The sequence below is a fragment of the Clostridium sp. HMP27 genome, from assembly GCF_000765165.1.
Taxonomy (GTDB): Bacteria; Bacillota; Clostridia; order Clostridiales; family Clostridiaceae; genus Clostridium_AK.
The window spans coordinates 67,083-81,622 of the sequence record NZ_JMFY01000012.1 but is presented as its reverse complement, the minus strand read 5'-3'; the positions used below and the strand labels follow the sequence as shown (position 1 = coordinate 81,622).

Annotated in this window: 12 protein-coding genes and 1 riboswitch; of the genes, 3 read left to right on the top strand and 9 right to left on the bottom strand. The window is 31.6% G+C overall.

All coding sequences use genetic code 11. From position 1 onward, the window contains the following. Window positions 1-20 precede the first annotated feature (20 nt). The 4 genes from DP68_RS05765 to DP68_RS05750 form a co-directional block, all read right to left on the bottom strand. Window positions 21-431, bottom strand: a complete 411-nt coding sequence (locus DP68_RS05765; RefSeq protein ID WP_035307346.1) for an arsenate reductase ArsC — start codon at window positions 429-431, stop codon at window positions 21-23. A 38-nt stretch (window positions 432-469) separates the two neighbouring features. Next, window positions 470-841: a metalloregulator ArsR/SmtB family transcription factor gene (locus DP68_RS05760; RefSeq protein ID WP_035307343.1), complete on the bottom strand. Its 372-nt coding sequence runs from the start codon at window positions 839-841 to the stop codon at window positions 470-472. A gap of 155 nt (window positions 842-996) precedes the next feature. Further along, a complete protein-coding gene (gene trpS, locus DP68_RS05755) occupies window positions 997-2,007 on the bottom strand; it encodes a tryptophan--tRNA ligase (RefSeq protein ID WP_035307341.1) in 1,011 nt (336 codons plus the stop codon). A gap of 162 nt (window positions 2,008-2,169) precedes the next feature. Then, window positions 2,170-2,544 carry a desulfoferrodoxin gene (locus DP68_RS05750; protein WP_035307339.1) on the bottom strand — a complete coding sequence of 125 codons (375 nt, stop codon included), beginning with the start codon at window positions 2,542-2,544 and terminating at the stop codon, window positions 2,170-2,172. 273 nt (window positions 2,545-2,817) lie between these two features. Here DP68_RS05750 and DP68_RS05745 point away from each other — a divergent pair, with 273 nt between their 5' ends. Beyond that, complete coding sequence (locus tag DP68_RS05745) at window positions 2,818-3,024, top strand: hypothetical protein (protein ID WP_035307338.1); 207 nt, start codon at window positions 2,818-2,820, stop codon at window positions 3,022-3,024. Window positions 3,025-3,083: 59 nt separating this feature from the next. Here the strand turns inward: DP68_RS05745 and lysA are convergent, their stop codons facing one another. Both lysA and DP68_RS05735 read right to left on the bottom strand, forming a co-directional pair. Next, window positions 3,084-4,379, bottom strand: coding sequence for a diaminopimelate decarboxylase (lysA, locus tag DP68_RS05740; protein ID WP_035307335.1), 1,296 nt, complete (start codon window positions 4,377-4,379; stop codon window positions 3,084-3,086). Between the two features lie 118 nt (window positions 4,380-4,497). Then, window positions 4,498-4,665: riboswitch (Lysine riboswitch) on the bottom strand. A 119-nt stretch (window positions 4,666-4,784) separates the two neighbouring features. Continuing rightward, window positions 4,785-6,086 carry a M18 family aminopeptidase gene (locus DP68_RS05735; RefSeq protein WP_035307332.1) on the bottom strand — a complete coding sequence of 434 codons (1,302 nt, stop codon included), beginning with the start codon at window positions 6,084-6,086 and terminating at the stop codon, window positions 4,785-4,787. Between the two features lie 168 nt (window positions 6,087-6,254). On the opposite strand from DP68_RS05735, the gene DP68_RS05730 reads away from it, so the two are divergent. Both DP68_RS05730 and DP68_RS05725 read left to right on the top strand, forming a co-directional pair. Then, window positions 6,255-7,439, top strand: coding sequence for a cation diffusion facilitator family transporter (locus DP68_RS05730; RefSeq protein ID WP_035307329.1), 1,185 nt, complete (start codon window positions 6,255-6,257; stop codon window positions 7,437-7,439). A 159-nt stretch (window positions 7,440-7,598) separates the two neighbouring features. Further along, the gene (locus DP68_RS05725; RefSeq protein ID WP_035307326.1) at window positions 7,599-8,681 is read left to right on the top strand and encodes a PRK06851 family protein; all 1,083 of its coding nucleotides are present in this window, start codon (window positions 7,599-7,601) and stop codon (window positions 8,679-8,681) included. A gap of 43 nt (window positions 8,682-8,724) precedes the next feature. Here DP68_RS05725 and DP68_RS05720 read toward each other — a convergent pair whose 3' ends face one another. The 3 genes from DP68_RS05720 to DP68_RS05710 form a co-directional block, all read right to left on the bottom strand. Further along, a complete protein-coding gene (locus DP68_RS05720) occupies window positions 8,725-10,869 on the bottom strand; it encodes a UvrD-helicase domain-containing protein (protein ID WP_035307324.1) in 2,145 nt (714 codons plus the stop codon). Window positions 10,870-10,930: 61 nt separating this feature from the next. Beyond that, a complete protein-coding gene (gene ftsH / locus DP68_RS05715) occupies window positions 10,931-12,853 on the bottom strand; it encodes an ATP-dependent zinc metalloprotease FtsH (protein ID WP_035307322.1) in 1,923 nt (640 codons plus the stop codon). A 198-nt stretch (window positions 12,854-13,051) separates the two neighbouring features. Continuing rightward, window positions 13,052-14,413: a sodium:alanine symporter family protein gene (locus tag DP68_RS05710; protein WP_035307320.1), complete on the bottom strand. Its 1,362-nt coding sequence runs from the start codon at window positions 14,411-14,413 to the stop codon at window positions 13,052-13,054. Window positions 14,414-14,540: the final 127 nt, after the last annotated feature.

Here is a 14,540-nt window from a genome sequence, read left to right as displayed (position 1 = left end):
AGTGGTGCGATTTTTACCAATTATAACTTAATCTCATTGTTTTCAATCCTTCTTGCTAAATCTTTTATTTTCTCTTCAATAGTTCTTGCAGTTTTTATAAATTCTTCATCACTCTTACCTGATGGGTCATCTAGTCCCCAATCCTCTACGTGTTTTGCTGGTAAATACGGACAAACCACATTACATCCCATCTTTATAACAATATCTACCGCTGGTATATCATCTAATAGCTTAGATTTTTGCGTTTCATTCATATCTACATTATATAAATCTTTTATGATTCTTACTGCATCCTGATTTATTTGTGGTCTAAGCTCTGTCCCTGCTGAGTAGGACTCAAATATATCAATTGCAAATAACTTTCCTAGCGCCTCTGCCATTTGTGATCTACAAGAATTGTGTACACATATAAATGCTACCTTTGCTTTCATAAAATCATCCTCCGTATTGTAATATTATTTATTTCAAGTTAATTATTAAAGCAAACCTTACCTTCTTTTAAGTCATCGCAACTTAAGTTACTTTCTCTATATTTCATTAACCTTTCATAATCTATTCTGCACTGATTTAACTTGATAGCATGCTTTTCAATTATCTGTTTTAAAAAAGGAAACTCTTTAATTGTATCTTCATTTATTTTGTAATAAACATACTTAGCTACCTTGTAATAATCTAGAATTTTTGCATTTGTTAATTTGTTTAGATGTCTCGATGCATTAGACTGGTTTATATCAAGTAAAACCTCTATTTCACAAACACATAAATCTCCTTCTTTGAGTATATTAAGTATTCTCATACGTGTTTCATCAGATAATGCTTTCATCACCTGTATTAAATCCAACTTTCTCACTCCTTATATTATCATATTCGTTTATAATCATATGATATACAAAAACTATGTATTTTGCAACCCCTTTAAATAAATAAAGTGCATGCTTAATAAAAACGAGCATACACTTTTATACATTATATAATTTTCTACTAATAGCATTTTTATTATCTTGATACTGGTATAAATCCTATCTTCTTTTGCATCTTTCTAAGGGTTTTATTTGCTACGTAGCTTGCCTTTTCTGCTCCCTTTTTATAAATACTTTCTAAGTATTCCTTATTTGCTACCAAATCTTTTACTTTTTTCTGTATTGGCTCAAGTTCCATAACTATTGCTTCTGCTACGTCCTTTTTAAACTGAGCATAACCCTGGCCTTCATATTCCTTTTCTATTTCTTCCATAGTTTTTCCCTTAATTACACTTAAAATAGTCATTAAGTTCTTAACTCCTGGCTGCTCATCGTTATATTTAACTACCCCTAAGCTGTCAGTTACTGCTCTAGATACCTTTTTTCTTATTACTTCTGGTGGGTCCATTATAAGTATATATGAATTAGGATTATCAGAGGACTTAGACATCTTTTTAGTTGGCTCTTGAAGATCCATAATCTTAGCTCCTGCCTCAGGTATATATGGTTCTGGTATTTTAAAAGTTTCACTGTATGTATTATTAAATCTTTCCGCAACATCACGAGTTAACTCTAAGTGCTGCTTTTGGTCCACTCCCACCGGCACTAAATCTGCTTGATATAAAAGTATATCTGCTACCATAAGCACTGGATAATTAAAAAGACCTGCAGAAATATTATTTCCATATCTTTGAGACTTATCTTTAAATTGTGTCATTCTTGATAATTCACCCATATAGGTATTACAGTTTAAAAGCCATGCTGCTTCTGCATGAGCTGGTACATGGGATTGTATGAATAAAGTATTCTTTTCTGGATCTATCCCCGCTGCAATGTATATAGATAAAACTTCTAAAGTTCTTCTTCTTAAATCCTTTGGTTCTTGTTTTACTGTTATAGCATGCATATCAACTATGCAATAGTAACAATCATATTGGTCTTGAAGCTTTACCCAGTTTTTTAACGCTCCTAGGTAATTTCCTAAAGTTAATTCACCAGAAGGCTGTATTCCACTAAATATAACTTTCTTTTGTTCTGTCTGCTCCATTGTAAATTCCTCCATTTTATAATCTTCTCATTTACGATAATATGTTACATTTATATGTTATTCCTTAATATACTATTATAAAACTAAAATCCCTATATAACAATTATTTTGTTATATAGGGATTATTATATACCTTAATTATTTTTATTAATCATCAATAAACTATTTTTTCCATAAACCATGCAAATTGCAATATTCCCTAGCTGCAATTATTTCTTCATCAACTTTAAAGATAGCTTCTGGCTTTTCGCCTACTTTTAAATACTTTCTATAAACTTTATCAACTGTTAGAACTTCTATCCATTCTATATGATGTTCTTCTAGCATAGGATGCTCAACTTCTCCTATCTTTACTAAAACGCCACCTTCGATCTTTTCTATTACAGGAACATGTTTTTCCTTTGCAGCATCTACTGTATTTTCCTTAAGATGTATCATTTCTTTACCGCAGCATACTAAAGTACCTACTGATTCATGTACCACTTCAACTATATTCCCACAAATTCCACATTTATAAATTTCATTTAACTTAGTCATTTTATAATCCTCCCTATTAATAATAATTATTACCCTATTATTATTATTCTATAAAGCATCATTTTATCCTTCTTAATTAAAATATTTATTTATTTAACTTTTTTTATACTTTATGAACATATTATGAATATACCAATTTAATATACCTCCAAAATTAAAACATATACTTAAAATAAAAGTAATTTTTTTTAATAGCTGTGGAATACTAATCTTGAGGATAATATATTTTCCTCTATTTAAATTCTCCAAACTAATTTATAAGGAGGGATTTCCATGACAGAAAAGAATAGTGGATATCTCGCAATGGACAGGGACTATTTAGAAGCTCCACAAAAGATAGTTAAATCATATTCTAAAACTGATTATACAAAATTGCCGGACAATGTACGAGACCCAATTGTGGCAAATAATATAGCCACCTGGGAATTTGACAACACCTCTCAAGAATTAGCTGCCGACAGCGACTTATTCTTACAGTAAAAAAGTGTAAGGAGAAATTTCTCCTTACACTTCAATTTTTTAAATACTAAAACTAATATTTAAAACATTTCATTTCCAATTAAGTCCTCATAGCTTTGTCTTTTACACACAAGTCTTGCTTCTCCATCTTTTACAAATACAACAGCTGCTTTAGGTATCTTATTATAGTTACTGCTCATGGAATATCCATATGCACCAGTTGTAAACATTGCTAAAACATCTCCACTTTCAGAGTCTGCTATATTTGTATCATTTATAAGTATATCTCCAGACTCACAACACTTACCCGCTATAGTTACAAAGTCATTTTTTTCATTTTCCATTCTATTTGCAACAACACACTCATATTTAGCATTATATAACGCAGGTCTTATATTATCTCCCATTCCTCCATCTACTGATATATATTTCCTTACTCCTTGAATATTTTTTGTAGATCCTATAGTGTAAAGAGTTATCCCTGCATTTCCCACTATAGATCTTCCAGGTTCTATAGTAAGCATTGGAAGCTTTATCCCTAATCTCTTATGAGCTTCATCTGCTTTATTTATTATAGTTTCACAGTATTCCTTAGTACTTCTTGGTTCATCTTCTTCTGTATAATAAATTCCAAACCCACCACCTAGGTCTAGCTCTTCAATTTCATAGTTAAATTCATCTTTTATAGTTTTTATAAATCCCATCATTATTTCTACTTCATCTTCATATGGTGATAAGTCAAAAATCTGAGAACCAATGTGGCAGTGTAACCCTGCAAGTTCAATACCAGGGAGATCTAACGCCATGTTAACTCCTTTTAAGGCATCTTCATTTGATAAAGTAAATCCAAATTTAGAGTCTATCTGACCGGTTTTTATATAATCGTGAGTATGCGCTTCTATCCCTGGAGTTATTCTTAATAGTACCTTTTGAACTTTATTTTTTCTTGTTGCAATTTTATTTATTTGTTCTAGTTCATAAAAATTATCTACTACAAATCTTGAAACTCCATAATCTATTCCCATTTCTACTTCTTCTAGAGTCTTATTGTTTCCATGAAAATAAATTTTATCTGCTGGAAAGTTTGCCTTCATAGCAGTGTATAGCTCTCCGCCAGATACTACATCTAAACAAAGACCTTCTTCTTCAATTAACTTACACATAGCTAAAGTCAAAAATGCCTTTCCCGCATATGCAACCCTATTGTTTGACTCATTTACTTTAAAATACTTGTAATAATCTTTGCATGTGTTTCTCATAAGCCCCTCATCAAAAACATACAAAGGAGTTCCGTATTTTTCGGCAAGCTCAACAGTGCTTATTCCACCTATATAAAGTGTATTTTCTCTTATTTCCATGCTTCCAAATAAATTCATAATGTTGCCCCCTAAACTTTTATTGTGTTTGAGTTATTTCTTAAAATCAAATAAATCTTACAAAAAAACAAGCAGCTAAGGTTATACCTATAGCTGCTTTTTAGCTTCTATTGTATGTAACCTCTGTAGCTCTCCACCATTATAGTGACAACTTTGCATATATTTTATACAAAGCCAGAAGATAACTTCCTACATTATTCTTCTTCGGCTATAATTCCTTTCTTTATTCCTCATCGCGCGGCCGCTAAGAATAAATACTATTAATTACAGCACCTCTACCCCAGGTATATTTATTTTTTCTTTTTAGTTTATCACATTAGAGTTTTAAAATCAACATAAACTTCAGAACTATCTCAAATGAATTGATGCATGCTGCTTTATAATATAATCCATAATCTCTATATGTTATATAGAATAAAATCCTTCAAAGCTTTTACATATATAGTAATGATCATCTACTCCGCCAAGCTCTCTTATAGAATGCATTGCAAGTATTGGAGTCCCTATATCTACAGATGGAATATTCACATGAGACCAAGATATAGGTCCTATAGTTGAACCTCCTCTTGAGTCAGACCTATTTACAAATTTTTGAACAGGAACACTTTGTTCTTTACATATCCCTTCATAAACAGCTGAACTATAAGCATCTGTAGTATAACTGAAGTTAGCATTTATTTTAATTACAGGTCCCTTATTTATTATAGGTCTATTAGTAGGGTCTGTTTTTTCTTCCCAGTTAGGGTGTACCGCATGAGCTAAATCTGAAGATATTATGAAGGAGTTTGCCAAAGTTCTAAAATATGCTTCCTTCCCACTTTGCTCCTTTTCTACTATTCTTTCTAAAATACTTGATAAGAATATAGAATCTGCTCCTTGTTTTGTAGTACTTCCTATTTCCTCATTATCAAAGCACACTAAAACATTTGTTGCGATCGATGGCTTTGAATTTATAAGGGCTTCTAGAGCTGCATGCACCATAGCCAAATCATCTAATCTTCCACTGGATATAAACTCATCATTTACTCCCATTATACAGCCCTTTTCATATTCATATAAAAACAAATCAAAATCTAGTATCCCACTTTTATCTATATTCAATTCCTTTGCTATAATGTTTAGCAAGAAATCTTCCTTCGAAAGCTTATCATTAATCATTCCAACCAAAGGTAATGTATGCTTTTGGGCATTTATTTCAAATCCCTTATTTACCTCTCTGTTCATATGTATAGCTATGTTAGGAATTATAAGTATTGGCTTTTTTATATTTACCAATTTACAATTTGGTTTCAAAGGATTATTGGATTTTAAAATAACTCTTCCTGCTATAGACAATGGTCTATCCATCCAAGTATTTAAGATTGGTCCCCCATAAACCTCCGTATTTAACTTTAAATAATTCCCCTCTGATGTCATTTCAGCATGAGGTTTAACTCTGAAGGTTGGAGAATCTGTATGTGCTCCTACTATTCTAAATCCATTTTCTACAATACTTTCTCTTCCTACAACAAATGCTGTTATTGCTGAATTATTTTTTATTACATAATACTTTTCTTCAGCTTTTAAATTCCACTGCTCTGTTTCTTTAAGTTCATTAAATCCATTTTCATCTAGAATGCTCTTCACAGTTTCTACAGCATGAAATGCCGTTGGGCTTTTATATATAAAGTCTATCAAATCCTTAGCTAATGTAACTTTATTCTCCATCCACAATCAACCTTTCTTTCACTTTAATTGAAAATTTAATAAATTTAGCATAACATAATTATGTTCTTCTTTCAAATAATAGATAATAGTTAATTGGTAATTGTTAATTGGTAATTGTTAGTGGTATAATCTATAATTGTATTTAATTAAAGTTACGAGGTGTTTAGAATGGTTTCTCAATTATTAGTTAAGCGTTTTATAAAAGACTCTGAAAATATTGAAAATGAAAAAGTTAGAAACTCCTATGGATTTTTAGGAAGCATTATTGGAATAGTAGTTAATGCTATACTTTTTGGAGTAAAACTTGCAGTTGGAATTGTATCTGGAAGTATATCAGTTACCGCAGATGCCTTTAACAATCTTTCAGATACCACTTCTTCTATAATAACTATGCTTGGATTTAAGCTGGCTTCTAAACCTGCAGATGAAGAGCATCCCTTTGGTCATGGGAGAATAGAGTACTTATCTGGACTTATAGTATCCTTTATGGTTCTCTTAGTAGGATTTGAATTTGTAAAGTCTTCCTATTCAAGAATTATTAATCCTACTCCTGTAAAATTTGAAATCATCCCATTTATCCTTATTGTTTTATCTGTATTTACAAAAGTATGGCTTAGCAGATTTAATAAATATATCGGTAAAACTATAAATTCCTCAGCTCTTCAAGCTTCCTCTATGGATGCATTGGGAGATGTTTTTACCTCAAGCTGTGTAGCATTGTCATTACTATTATCTAAATGGATTGCTTTTCCTATAGATGGCTATATAGGAATGCTTGTATCATTATTTATACTTTATTCAGGATATTCACTAATAAAAGATACCTTAGATCCTCTTTTAGGTACTGCACCAGATTCTGATTTAGTTGAGAAAATAACAAGCAGCTTATTGAGTTATGAATACATAACAGGCACTCATGATTTAATAATCCATAACTATGGACCTAATAAATTTATAGCTACAGTTCATGCCGAAGTGCCACAGGATATATCAATAGTTAAAATTCATGACGTTATCGATAGAGCTGAAAAGGAAATTTCTGAAAAGCTAAATGTGGTACTTGTTGTTCATATGGATCCCATAAATACTAATGATGAGGAAGTAAATTATGCTAAAAGTGAAGTTGAAAGCATAATAACTAAATATTCTATGATTAAATCACTTCATGATTTTAGAATGGTTGGCGAAGGTGATACTAAGAATCTTATATTTGATATAGTTGTATGTTATACACAAAAACTCACTGATCAATTTATAGAAGAAATTAAATCCAGTTTAAATAAGGATATAAAGAATATCCACCCTCACTATAATGCTATAATTACAATAGATAGGGATTTTGCTAATAACTAGCCATTAATCCATAATCGTTAACTTATAATACATATTATATTTTAGCGATTATGGATTTTTTATTTTTGTTAATACCTTTTTAAATATTATGCTCCACAATCACATAGAACTAAATTTTGCATATTATATTGTATAATTTTTTTTATGGAGTGTGAAATTATGACCGGAAGAGAAAGACACTTATTTCCTGGAAGCAATACACCTTTAGGTCCATATTTCTTCTTTAATTATATAATTCCTACTAAGGAAGCTAGAAGAGTAATATATTTTAAAGGTGGTCCCGGAACTGGCAAGTCATCTGCAATGAAAAAAATAGGTAATATATTTCAAAATAGAGGATATGATGTAGAATACTTTCACTGTTCTTCTGACAACGAATCCTTAGACGCAATACTTATTAAGGGCCTAAATGTAGCCTTGATTGATGGTACTGCTCCTCATATGCAAGATCCTGTATATCCTGGTGCTGTAGATGAAACATTTAATCTAGGAGTATGCTTAGATGAAAAGGGATTGTCATCTATAAAAGAAGAATTATATCCAATTTATGCTGATAATAGTCGCTCCTATAAAAGGGGCTTTAACTATTTTAAAGCTGCTGCTGCAGTTCATGAAGACTGGAGAAACTATAATCTTGAAGCGCTAGATAAAGTAAAATTGAATGATTTAAAGAAAACACTAAGGGATAAGATTTTCAAGGATAATGTTCTTGCTATAGGAAAAGAACGACATCTATTCTGTACAGCACTTACTCCTAATGGAATAATAACCTTTATTGATGAACTTGTAGCTCCTTTTAAAAATGTCTATGTGCTTAATGGCGACCCCGGCACTGGCAAAACAGAGGTTTTAAACTTCTTAAAAGATGAAGCTCTAAATCGCGGATTTTTTGTAGAAATATTCCATGATGTAATAAATCCAAATAGAATAGAACACATCTTTATTCCAGATTTAAATGTAGCTATTGTAACTTCTAATGAAGTAAATAGAAAATCCTTTGAAGGTGAGAATATTAAGATGGCCGATCTTTTGAATAAAGATTATTTAGATAAATATAAAGCTGAAATTCAAAAGGATGAGGCTAAGTTCTATGATCTTTTACATGAAGGCTTACAATGTATAACTAAATGCAAGAAAATTCATGACGTACTAGAAGCCTACTATGTTTCAAATATCAATTTTGAAACAATTAATGTAATGGTAGATGAGCTTGTACAAAGACTAATTTCTTATGAAAACTAACTCACTTAGCTTAAATGGTAAAAAAATTGCTAGGAGTAAACTCCTAGCAATTTTTTTCATATACATATAGTTCATGTAATGCTCTTGTACTCATTACATAAAGCATTTTATCTTTATTTTCTATTTCATTATTAGTATCTATAACAATTACTGCATCAAACTCCAGCCCTTTAGCAAAGTATGAAGGCATTATAACTTCCCCAGAAGTATATAATATCTCCTCATTATCTATTACCTTTATATACATCTTATCTTTTAATAATTCCCCAATCTTATTGGTTTCCTTTAGGTCTCTGCATATGATTGCTATGCTTTCATGGCCCTTTTCCTTTAATTTGCTTATATTTATTAAAAGCTTTTCTTTGATATCTTCATATTGCTTAAACTCAGTTACTTCTACTCTTTCACCACTTCTCACCAAAGGTACTATATTATCACTCTGAATATACTTATTTGCAAATTCCATTATTTCTTTAGTAGAACGATAGCTCTTATCAAGCTTAAAATGTTGTACATTTTTATTTGATAAATACTTTTCTATATAACGCATAGGTACTTCTCCCCTCATAGGAAGTAACCTTTGGTTGCTATCTCCTACTATAGTTAAAGACTGGCACTTAGTTAACTCATTTATAACCATAAATTGAAGTTTGCTATAATCCTGTGCTTCATCTATAACAACATGTTTTACCTCTTCTGGTGCTGTAAATCCTTCTAATTTTATCTTTAAATAAAGCACCGCTGCTAAATCGTCATATGTTAAAGTTTTTTCTTCATTAAATCTCATATATATATTAATTATTTCTTCACTATTTATCCATCTTAAGCCTTGTTTAGCCTTTATAGATTCTTCAATGGCTTCTCTTATTTCTAATCTTTTTTTAAATTCCAATTCGCTTCCTTCTAAATTTAAGGATTCTTCAGAAAGGGCATTCATTTTTTCCTTATATTTCTTCTCTATAGCCTTTACTGCATCATTTCTTAATTCATTTATTCTAGTATAAATTATTCTCTTAGTTCTTTTATTTCTTTTGAACAGTGGCATAGCTTTAAAATGATTTTGAAATAAATCCCGAAGTTCTTGTTTACTTATAATCATTTTATTATATATAGTGATATCTCTTAGTTCAAAATAATTATCTTCAAGGTCACTTATTAATAAATCAAGCTTTTCAATGTATTCATCGGAATTCTTATAAAGCATCTCATTTATAAATTCTTTATTTCCGCTTAATACATTTTCCATATACTCCTTAAATGACATTATACTATCTATCTCAGATAGTTCCATAGCTAAATCTCTAAAGGTAGTTTGCCTAACTCCTACCTCTCCTAAACTTGGAAGTACCGTAGATATATATTCCATAAAGACTTTGTTAGGTCCTAATATTAACACCTTATCTTGCAAGGTTTTTCTATTGTTATACAGCAAATAAGCTACCCTGTGAAGTGCTATTGTAGTTTTGCCACTTCCTGCTACACCATCAACTACTATGGTTTTATCCTTTGGCTGTCTTATTAGATTATCCTGTTCAGCTTGTATTGTCATTACTATATCTTTTAGCTTTGATGTAGCATTCTTACTTAGCACCATTTGAAGTATGTCATCTTTAATGTCTATAGCTGAATCAAACATTCCTAGAAGCTGTGCCTTTTTTATAACAAATTGCCTCTTATTTAAAACTTCAGTTCTAATCTCTCCATTTGGAGAAGTATAATAAACTTCCCCCGTTTTCCCAGCATAAAACAGTGAAGATATTGGCGCACGCCAATCTACAACTATTGGTTCAAATTCATCCTTAGGAATAACACCAAATCTTCCAATATACATGCTTTCTTCTAGTCCTATTTCTTCCTCAATAAAATTCACCTTTCCAAAATAAGGACTAGGTTTCAGTATAACAAGCTCCTTTAATCTTCTATCTATAACCTTAAACTGTTCTTCTGCTACGAACCTTTCATGGTCAAAATACTCAATTATTTTATCTTCATCATCTTTATATTCTTCTAATACTTCTTTTCTATACCCAAGTATATATTCTGATATCTCATGTCTCTTTTCTATATAATTGTTTATTTCCTGATTGATTATATTTATAGTCTCTTTAAGTCTTTCTTTTTCCATACCAAGGTCTAATTCTTTTTGAAGTTCTTCTTTTAATTCCCTCTCTAATTCTTCTCTTTCCATATTTGTATCACCCCGTTTAAATTTAGTAACCGATAGCAAGTACTTTTAATTTGTTATAATGCTAAACTAACTTATGTGTAGCTTCATCGCTATCTTCTGCACTTGTTACATTTTCTACATTGTCTTTGCTCTCTATATTTTCATGTATTTCTTTTCCTTCTACCATAGCCATAAACTCATCACCCATGATTGTTTCTTTTTCTAATAGTCTTTCTGAAACTCTTCTCAGCAGTTCATGATTTTCCTTAAGTATATTTATTGACTTACTATGAGCATCTTTTATTATCTTTAAAGTTTCCTCATCAACTATAGCTGCCGTTGTTTCACTACAATTCTTAACAGCTCTACCATCTAAATATCTATTTGATATAGACTCTAGTCCCATCATATCAAATCTTTCACTCATTCCATATATAGTTACCATATTTCTAGCTGTTTCTGTTGCTCTTTCTATATCATTTGATGCTCCTGTAGAAATCGTATTAAATTCAACCTCTTCTGCAGCCCTTCCTCCAAGCATAACTGATATTTGATCAAGCATTTCTTCTTTAGTACTCAAATACTTTTCCTTAACAGGAACTTGAAGAGTATATCCAAGGGCCCCCATAGTTCTTGGTACAATAGTTATTTTATGCACTGGATCTGTATGGGTTAAAAGGGCTGCTACTAATGCATGACCTACCTCATGAAATGCCACCGCTCTCTTTTCCTGTGGAGATAATATTCTATCCTTCTTTTCTTTTCCAGCAATTATTATTTCAACAGCCTCTTCCAAATCCTCTTGTATTACTTCTTTTCTATTATTCTTTACTGCCCTTAATGCTGCTTCGTTTATAATATTAGCAAGATCTGCTCCTACAGCTCCAGGAGTTGATTTTGCCAGTGCCTTTAAGTCTACATCCTTATCCATTTTAACCCCAACTGAATGAACCTTTAGTATGTCTTCTCTTCCCTTAAGGTCAGGTCTATCTACAATTACTCGTCTATCAAATCTACCTGGTCTCAAAAGTGCCTTATCAAGTACCTCTGGCCTATTAGTTGCAGCAAGGATTACTACTCCCTTAGAGGAATCAAACCCATCCATTTCTGCAAGAAGCTGATTTAGCGTTTGCTCTCTTTCGTCATTTCCACTAATATTCCCTTCACGGCTTTTGCCTATAGCATCTATTTCATCTATAAATATTATACATGGTGCCTTTTCTTGAGCCTGTTCAAACAAGTCCCTGACTCTTGAAGCTCCCATACCAACAAACATTTCTACAAAGCCCGAGCCTGATATAGAAAAGAAAGGCACTTTGGCTTCTCCTGCAACTGCTTTAGCAAGAAGGGTTTTTCCTGTTCCCGGAGGACCTACCAGCAATGCTCCTTTGGGAAGCTTTGCTCCTATTTCAGTATATCTTTTAGGATTATGTAAAAAATCAACTATTTCTACTAGTGATTCCTTTGCTTCTTCCTGTCCTGCTACATCTTTAAATGTTACACCAGTTTCATTTTCTGCATAAATCTTAGCTGTATTTTTACCAAAAGACATAACGCCACTGCCCATTTTCTTATCAAGCATTCCAAATAAATATCTTCCTATAAACATAAATATTACAAAAGGAAGTATCCAATTAAGTATAAAGCTCCTTACCGGATTATCTTGCTTTGGAATTATGGTATCATAAGAAATACCTGCTTTATTTAATTTTTCTAAAAGCTCTGTATCATTTTCAACCTTTCCTGTATATAAAAGTTTTTCTTCATATCCTGATTTTTCATTAGGATATATTATAACCTTATCTTTTGAAAACTCCACTTCTTTAACTTGCTTTTGCTCTATCATATTTAAAAAAGTTGTGTATTTAATATGTTTTGTCTGAGTATTCATTATATAGTCATTAATAAAAAACACTACAATTGCTGCGGCAATGACATAGTAAATTATATACTTCATCTTATTGTCATCAAATTTCTTGTCCTTATTCTTTTTATCTGTAGGCATTTAAAAACCTTCCTCCATTTTATTATGACTTATTTCCATTTCATGATTATAAGACCATACAGCAAGATTAGCCCCTTTTATAAATCATGCTAGCCTAGCTATATTATAATACAAGAATATCCTTTTTAAAACAAATAAAGCTTGGTATTAAAGAATTATTACATTCAATTCCCTAAACCAAAGCTTTACTTATGTTTTTTAAATTGCTATCTTTTCATCATTACATTCTCTATCTAAGTTATCTTCCCATAGATACTTCTTTGTTTCCTTTACTATAACACTGTTTAAGGCAATTAAAGAAATTAAATTTGGTATTGCCATAAGTCCATTTGCCAAATCAGCAAAGTTCCATACAACGTCAAGTGAAAAAACTGAACCTACATATATCATAATAATCCAAAGTAACTTATACGGAAAAATAGCTTTCTTGCCAAATAGATATTCTATTGACTTTTCTCCATAGTAAGACCACCCAAGTATCGTTGAAAATGCAAATGTTATAAGTCCTATAGTAAGAACAATGGGTCCCATCATTGGTATGGTTCCAAATGCCTCCTTTGTAAGCTGTCCTCCTTGGAGTCCTTGGTTCCATACTCCTGTGTTTGTAAGTACTAATCCTGTTATAGCACAAACAATTACAGTATCCCAAAATGTCCCAGTTGATGCTACAAGAGCTTGTCTCACAGGATTTCTACTTTGTGCAGCAGCAGATACTATAGGGGCACTTCCAAGTCCTGATTCGTTAGAAAAAAGTCCTCGAGATACTCCAAATCTCATTGCCATCATTATTGTAGAACCTGCAAATCCTCCAACTGCAGCTTGCCCCGTAAACGCAGAGCTTATTATAGTATATAGAGAATTTGGTATAGTTTTATAGCCAAATGCAAGTATTATTAAACATCCTAAAATATATGAACCTGCCATAAAAGGAACAAATACTTCACAAACCTTAGCGATACTTTTTATTCCTCCAAGGATAACAACTGCTGTAAGTACTGCTAGTATTACTCCAGTTACAGCATAAGGCACCTTAAATGTATCATTTATCATAGCAGAAATGGCATTTGACTGAACCATTCCCCCCGTTCCTATAGCAGCAATACTTGTAAATATAGCAAACAGTACACCTAGCCATTTCTTTTTCATACCATGTTCTAAAACATACATGGGGCCTCCCGCCATTGTACCATCTGCAGTTTTAACTCTATACTTAGTTGCGAGTAAACTTTCTGCATATTTAGTAGATATCCCAAATACTCCTGTGATCCATGTCCAAAAAACAGCACCAGGACCTCCAAGTGATATCGCTGTAGCAACTCCAACTATATTTCCTGTCCCTATGGTAGCTGCAAGCGCTGTAGTAAGTGCACTAAATTGACTTACATCTCCATTTGCATTATCATCTTTTGTTACTGAAAGTTTGATAGCCTTTCCCATATACCTTTGTATAAATTTTAATCTAACCGTTAAAAACACATGAGTTCCTAAGAGCAAAATTAATAGCGGCCAATTCCATAAAAAACTATCAATTTTTTCGACTAGTTTTATAGCCCCTTCCATACGTCTAAGCTCCCCCTTAAAGTAAAATAAGCTTTACTGTACAGTAAAGCTTATTATTAAATATATTATTTTTTTATTATATTACAGTAAGATTATATTTTCAATTTAAAATTACTTTATGTATAAA

What these genes read in the sequence shown, in the direction of transcription:
- DP68_RS05710 (WP_035307320.1), bottom strand. Translation starts at nt 14,413, where the DNA reads ATGGAAGGGGCTATAAAACTAGTCGAAAAAATTGATAGTTTTTTATGG.
- DP68_RS05725 (WP_035307326.1), top strand. Translation starts at nt 7,599, where the DNA reads ATGACCGGAAGAGAAAGACACTTATTTCCTGGAAGCAATACACCTTTA.
- DP68_RS05730 (WP_035307329.1), top strand. Translation starts at nt 6,255, where the DNA reads ATGGTTTCTCAATTATTAGTTAAGCGTTTTATAAAAGACTCTGAAAAT.
- DP68_RS05735 (WP_035307332.1), bottom strand. Translation starts at nt 6,086, where the DNA reads ATGGAGAATAAAGTTACATTAGCTAAGGATTTGATAGACTTTATATAT.
- lysA (WP_035307335.1), bottom strand. Translation starts at nt 4,379, where the DNA reads ATGAATTTATTTGGAAGCATGGAAATAAGAGAAAATACACTTTATATA.
- DP68_RS05720 (WP_035307324.1), bottom strand. Translation starts at nt 10,869, where the DNA reads ATGGAAAGAGAAGAATTAGAGAGGGAATTAAAAGAAGAACTTCAAAAA.
- ftsH (WP_035307322.1), bottom strand. Translation starts at nt 12,853, where the DNA reads ATGCCTACAGATAAAAAGAATAAGGACAAGAAATTTGATGACAATAAG.
- DP68_RS05745 (WP_035307338.1), top strand. Translation starts at nt 2,818, where the DNA reads ATGACAGAAAAGAATAGTGGATATCTCGCAATGGACAGGGACTATTTA.
- trpS (WP_035307341.1), bottom strand. Translation starts at nt 2,007, where the DNA reads ATGGAGCAGACAGAACAAAAGAAAGTTATATTTAGTGGAATACAGCCT.
- DP68_RS05750 (WP_035307339.1), bottom strand. Translation starts at nt 2,544, where the DNA reads ATGACTAAGTTAAATGAAATTTATAAATGTGGAATTTGTGGGAATATA.
- DP68_RS05765 (WP_035307346.1), bottom strand. Translation starts at nt 431, where the DNA reads ATGAAAGCAAAGGTAGCATTTATATGTGTACACAATTCTTGTAGATCA.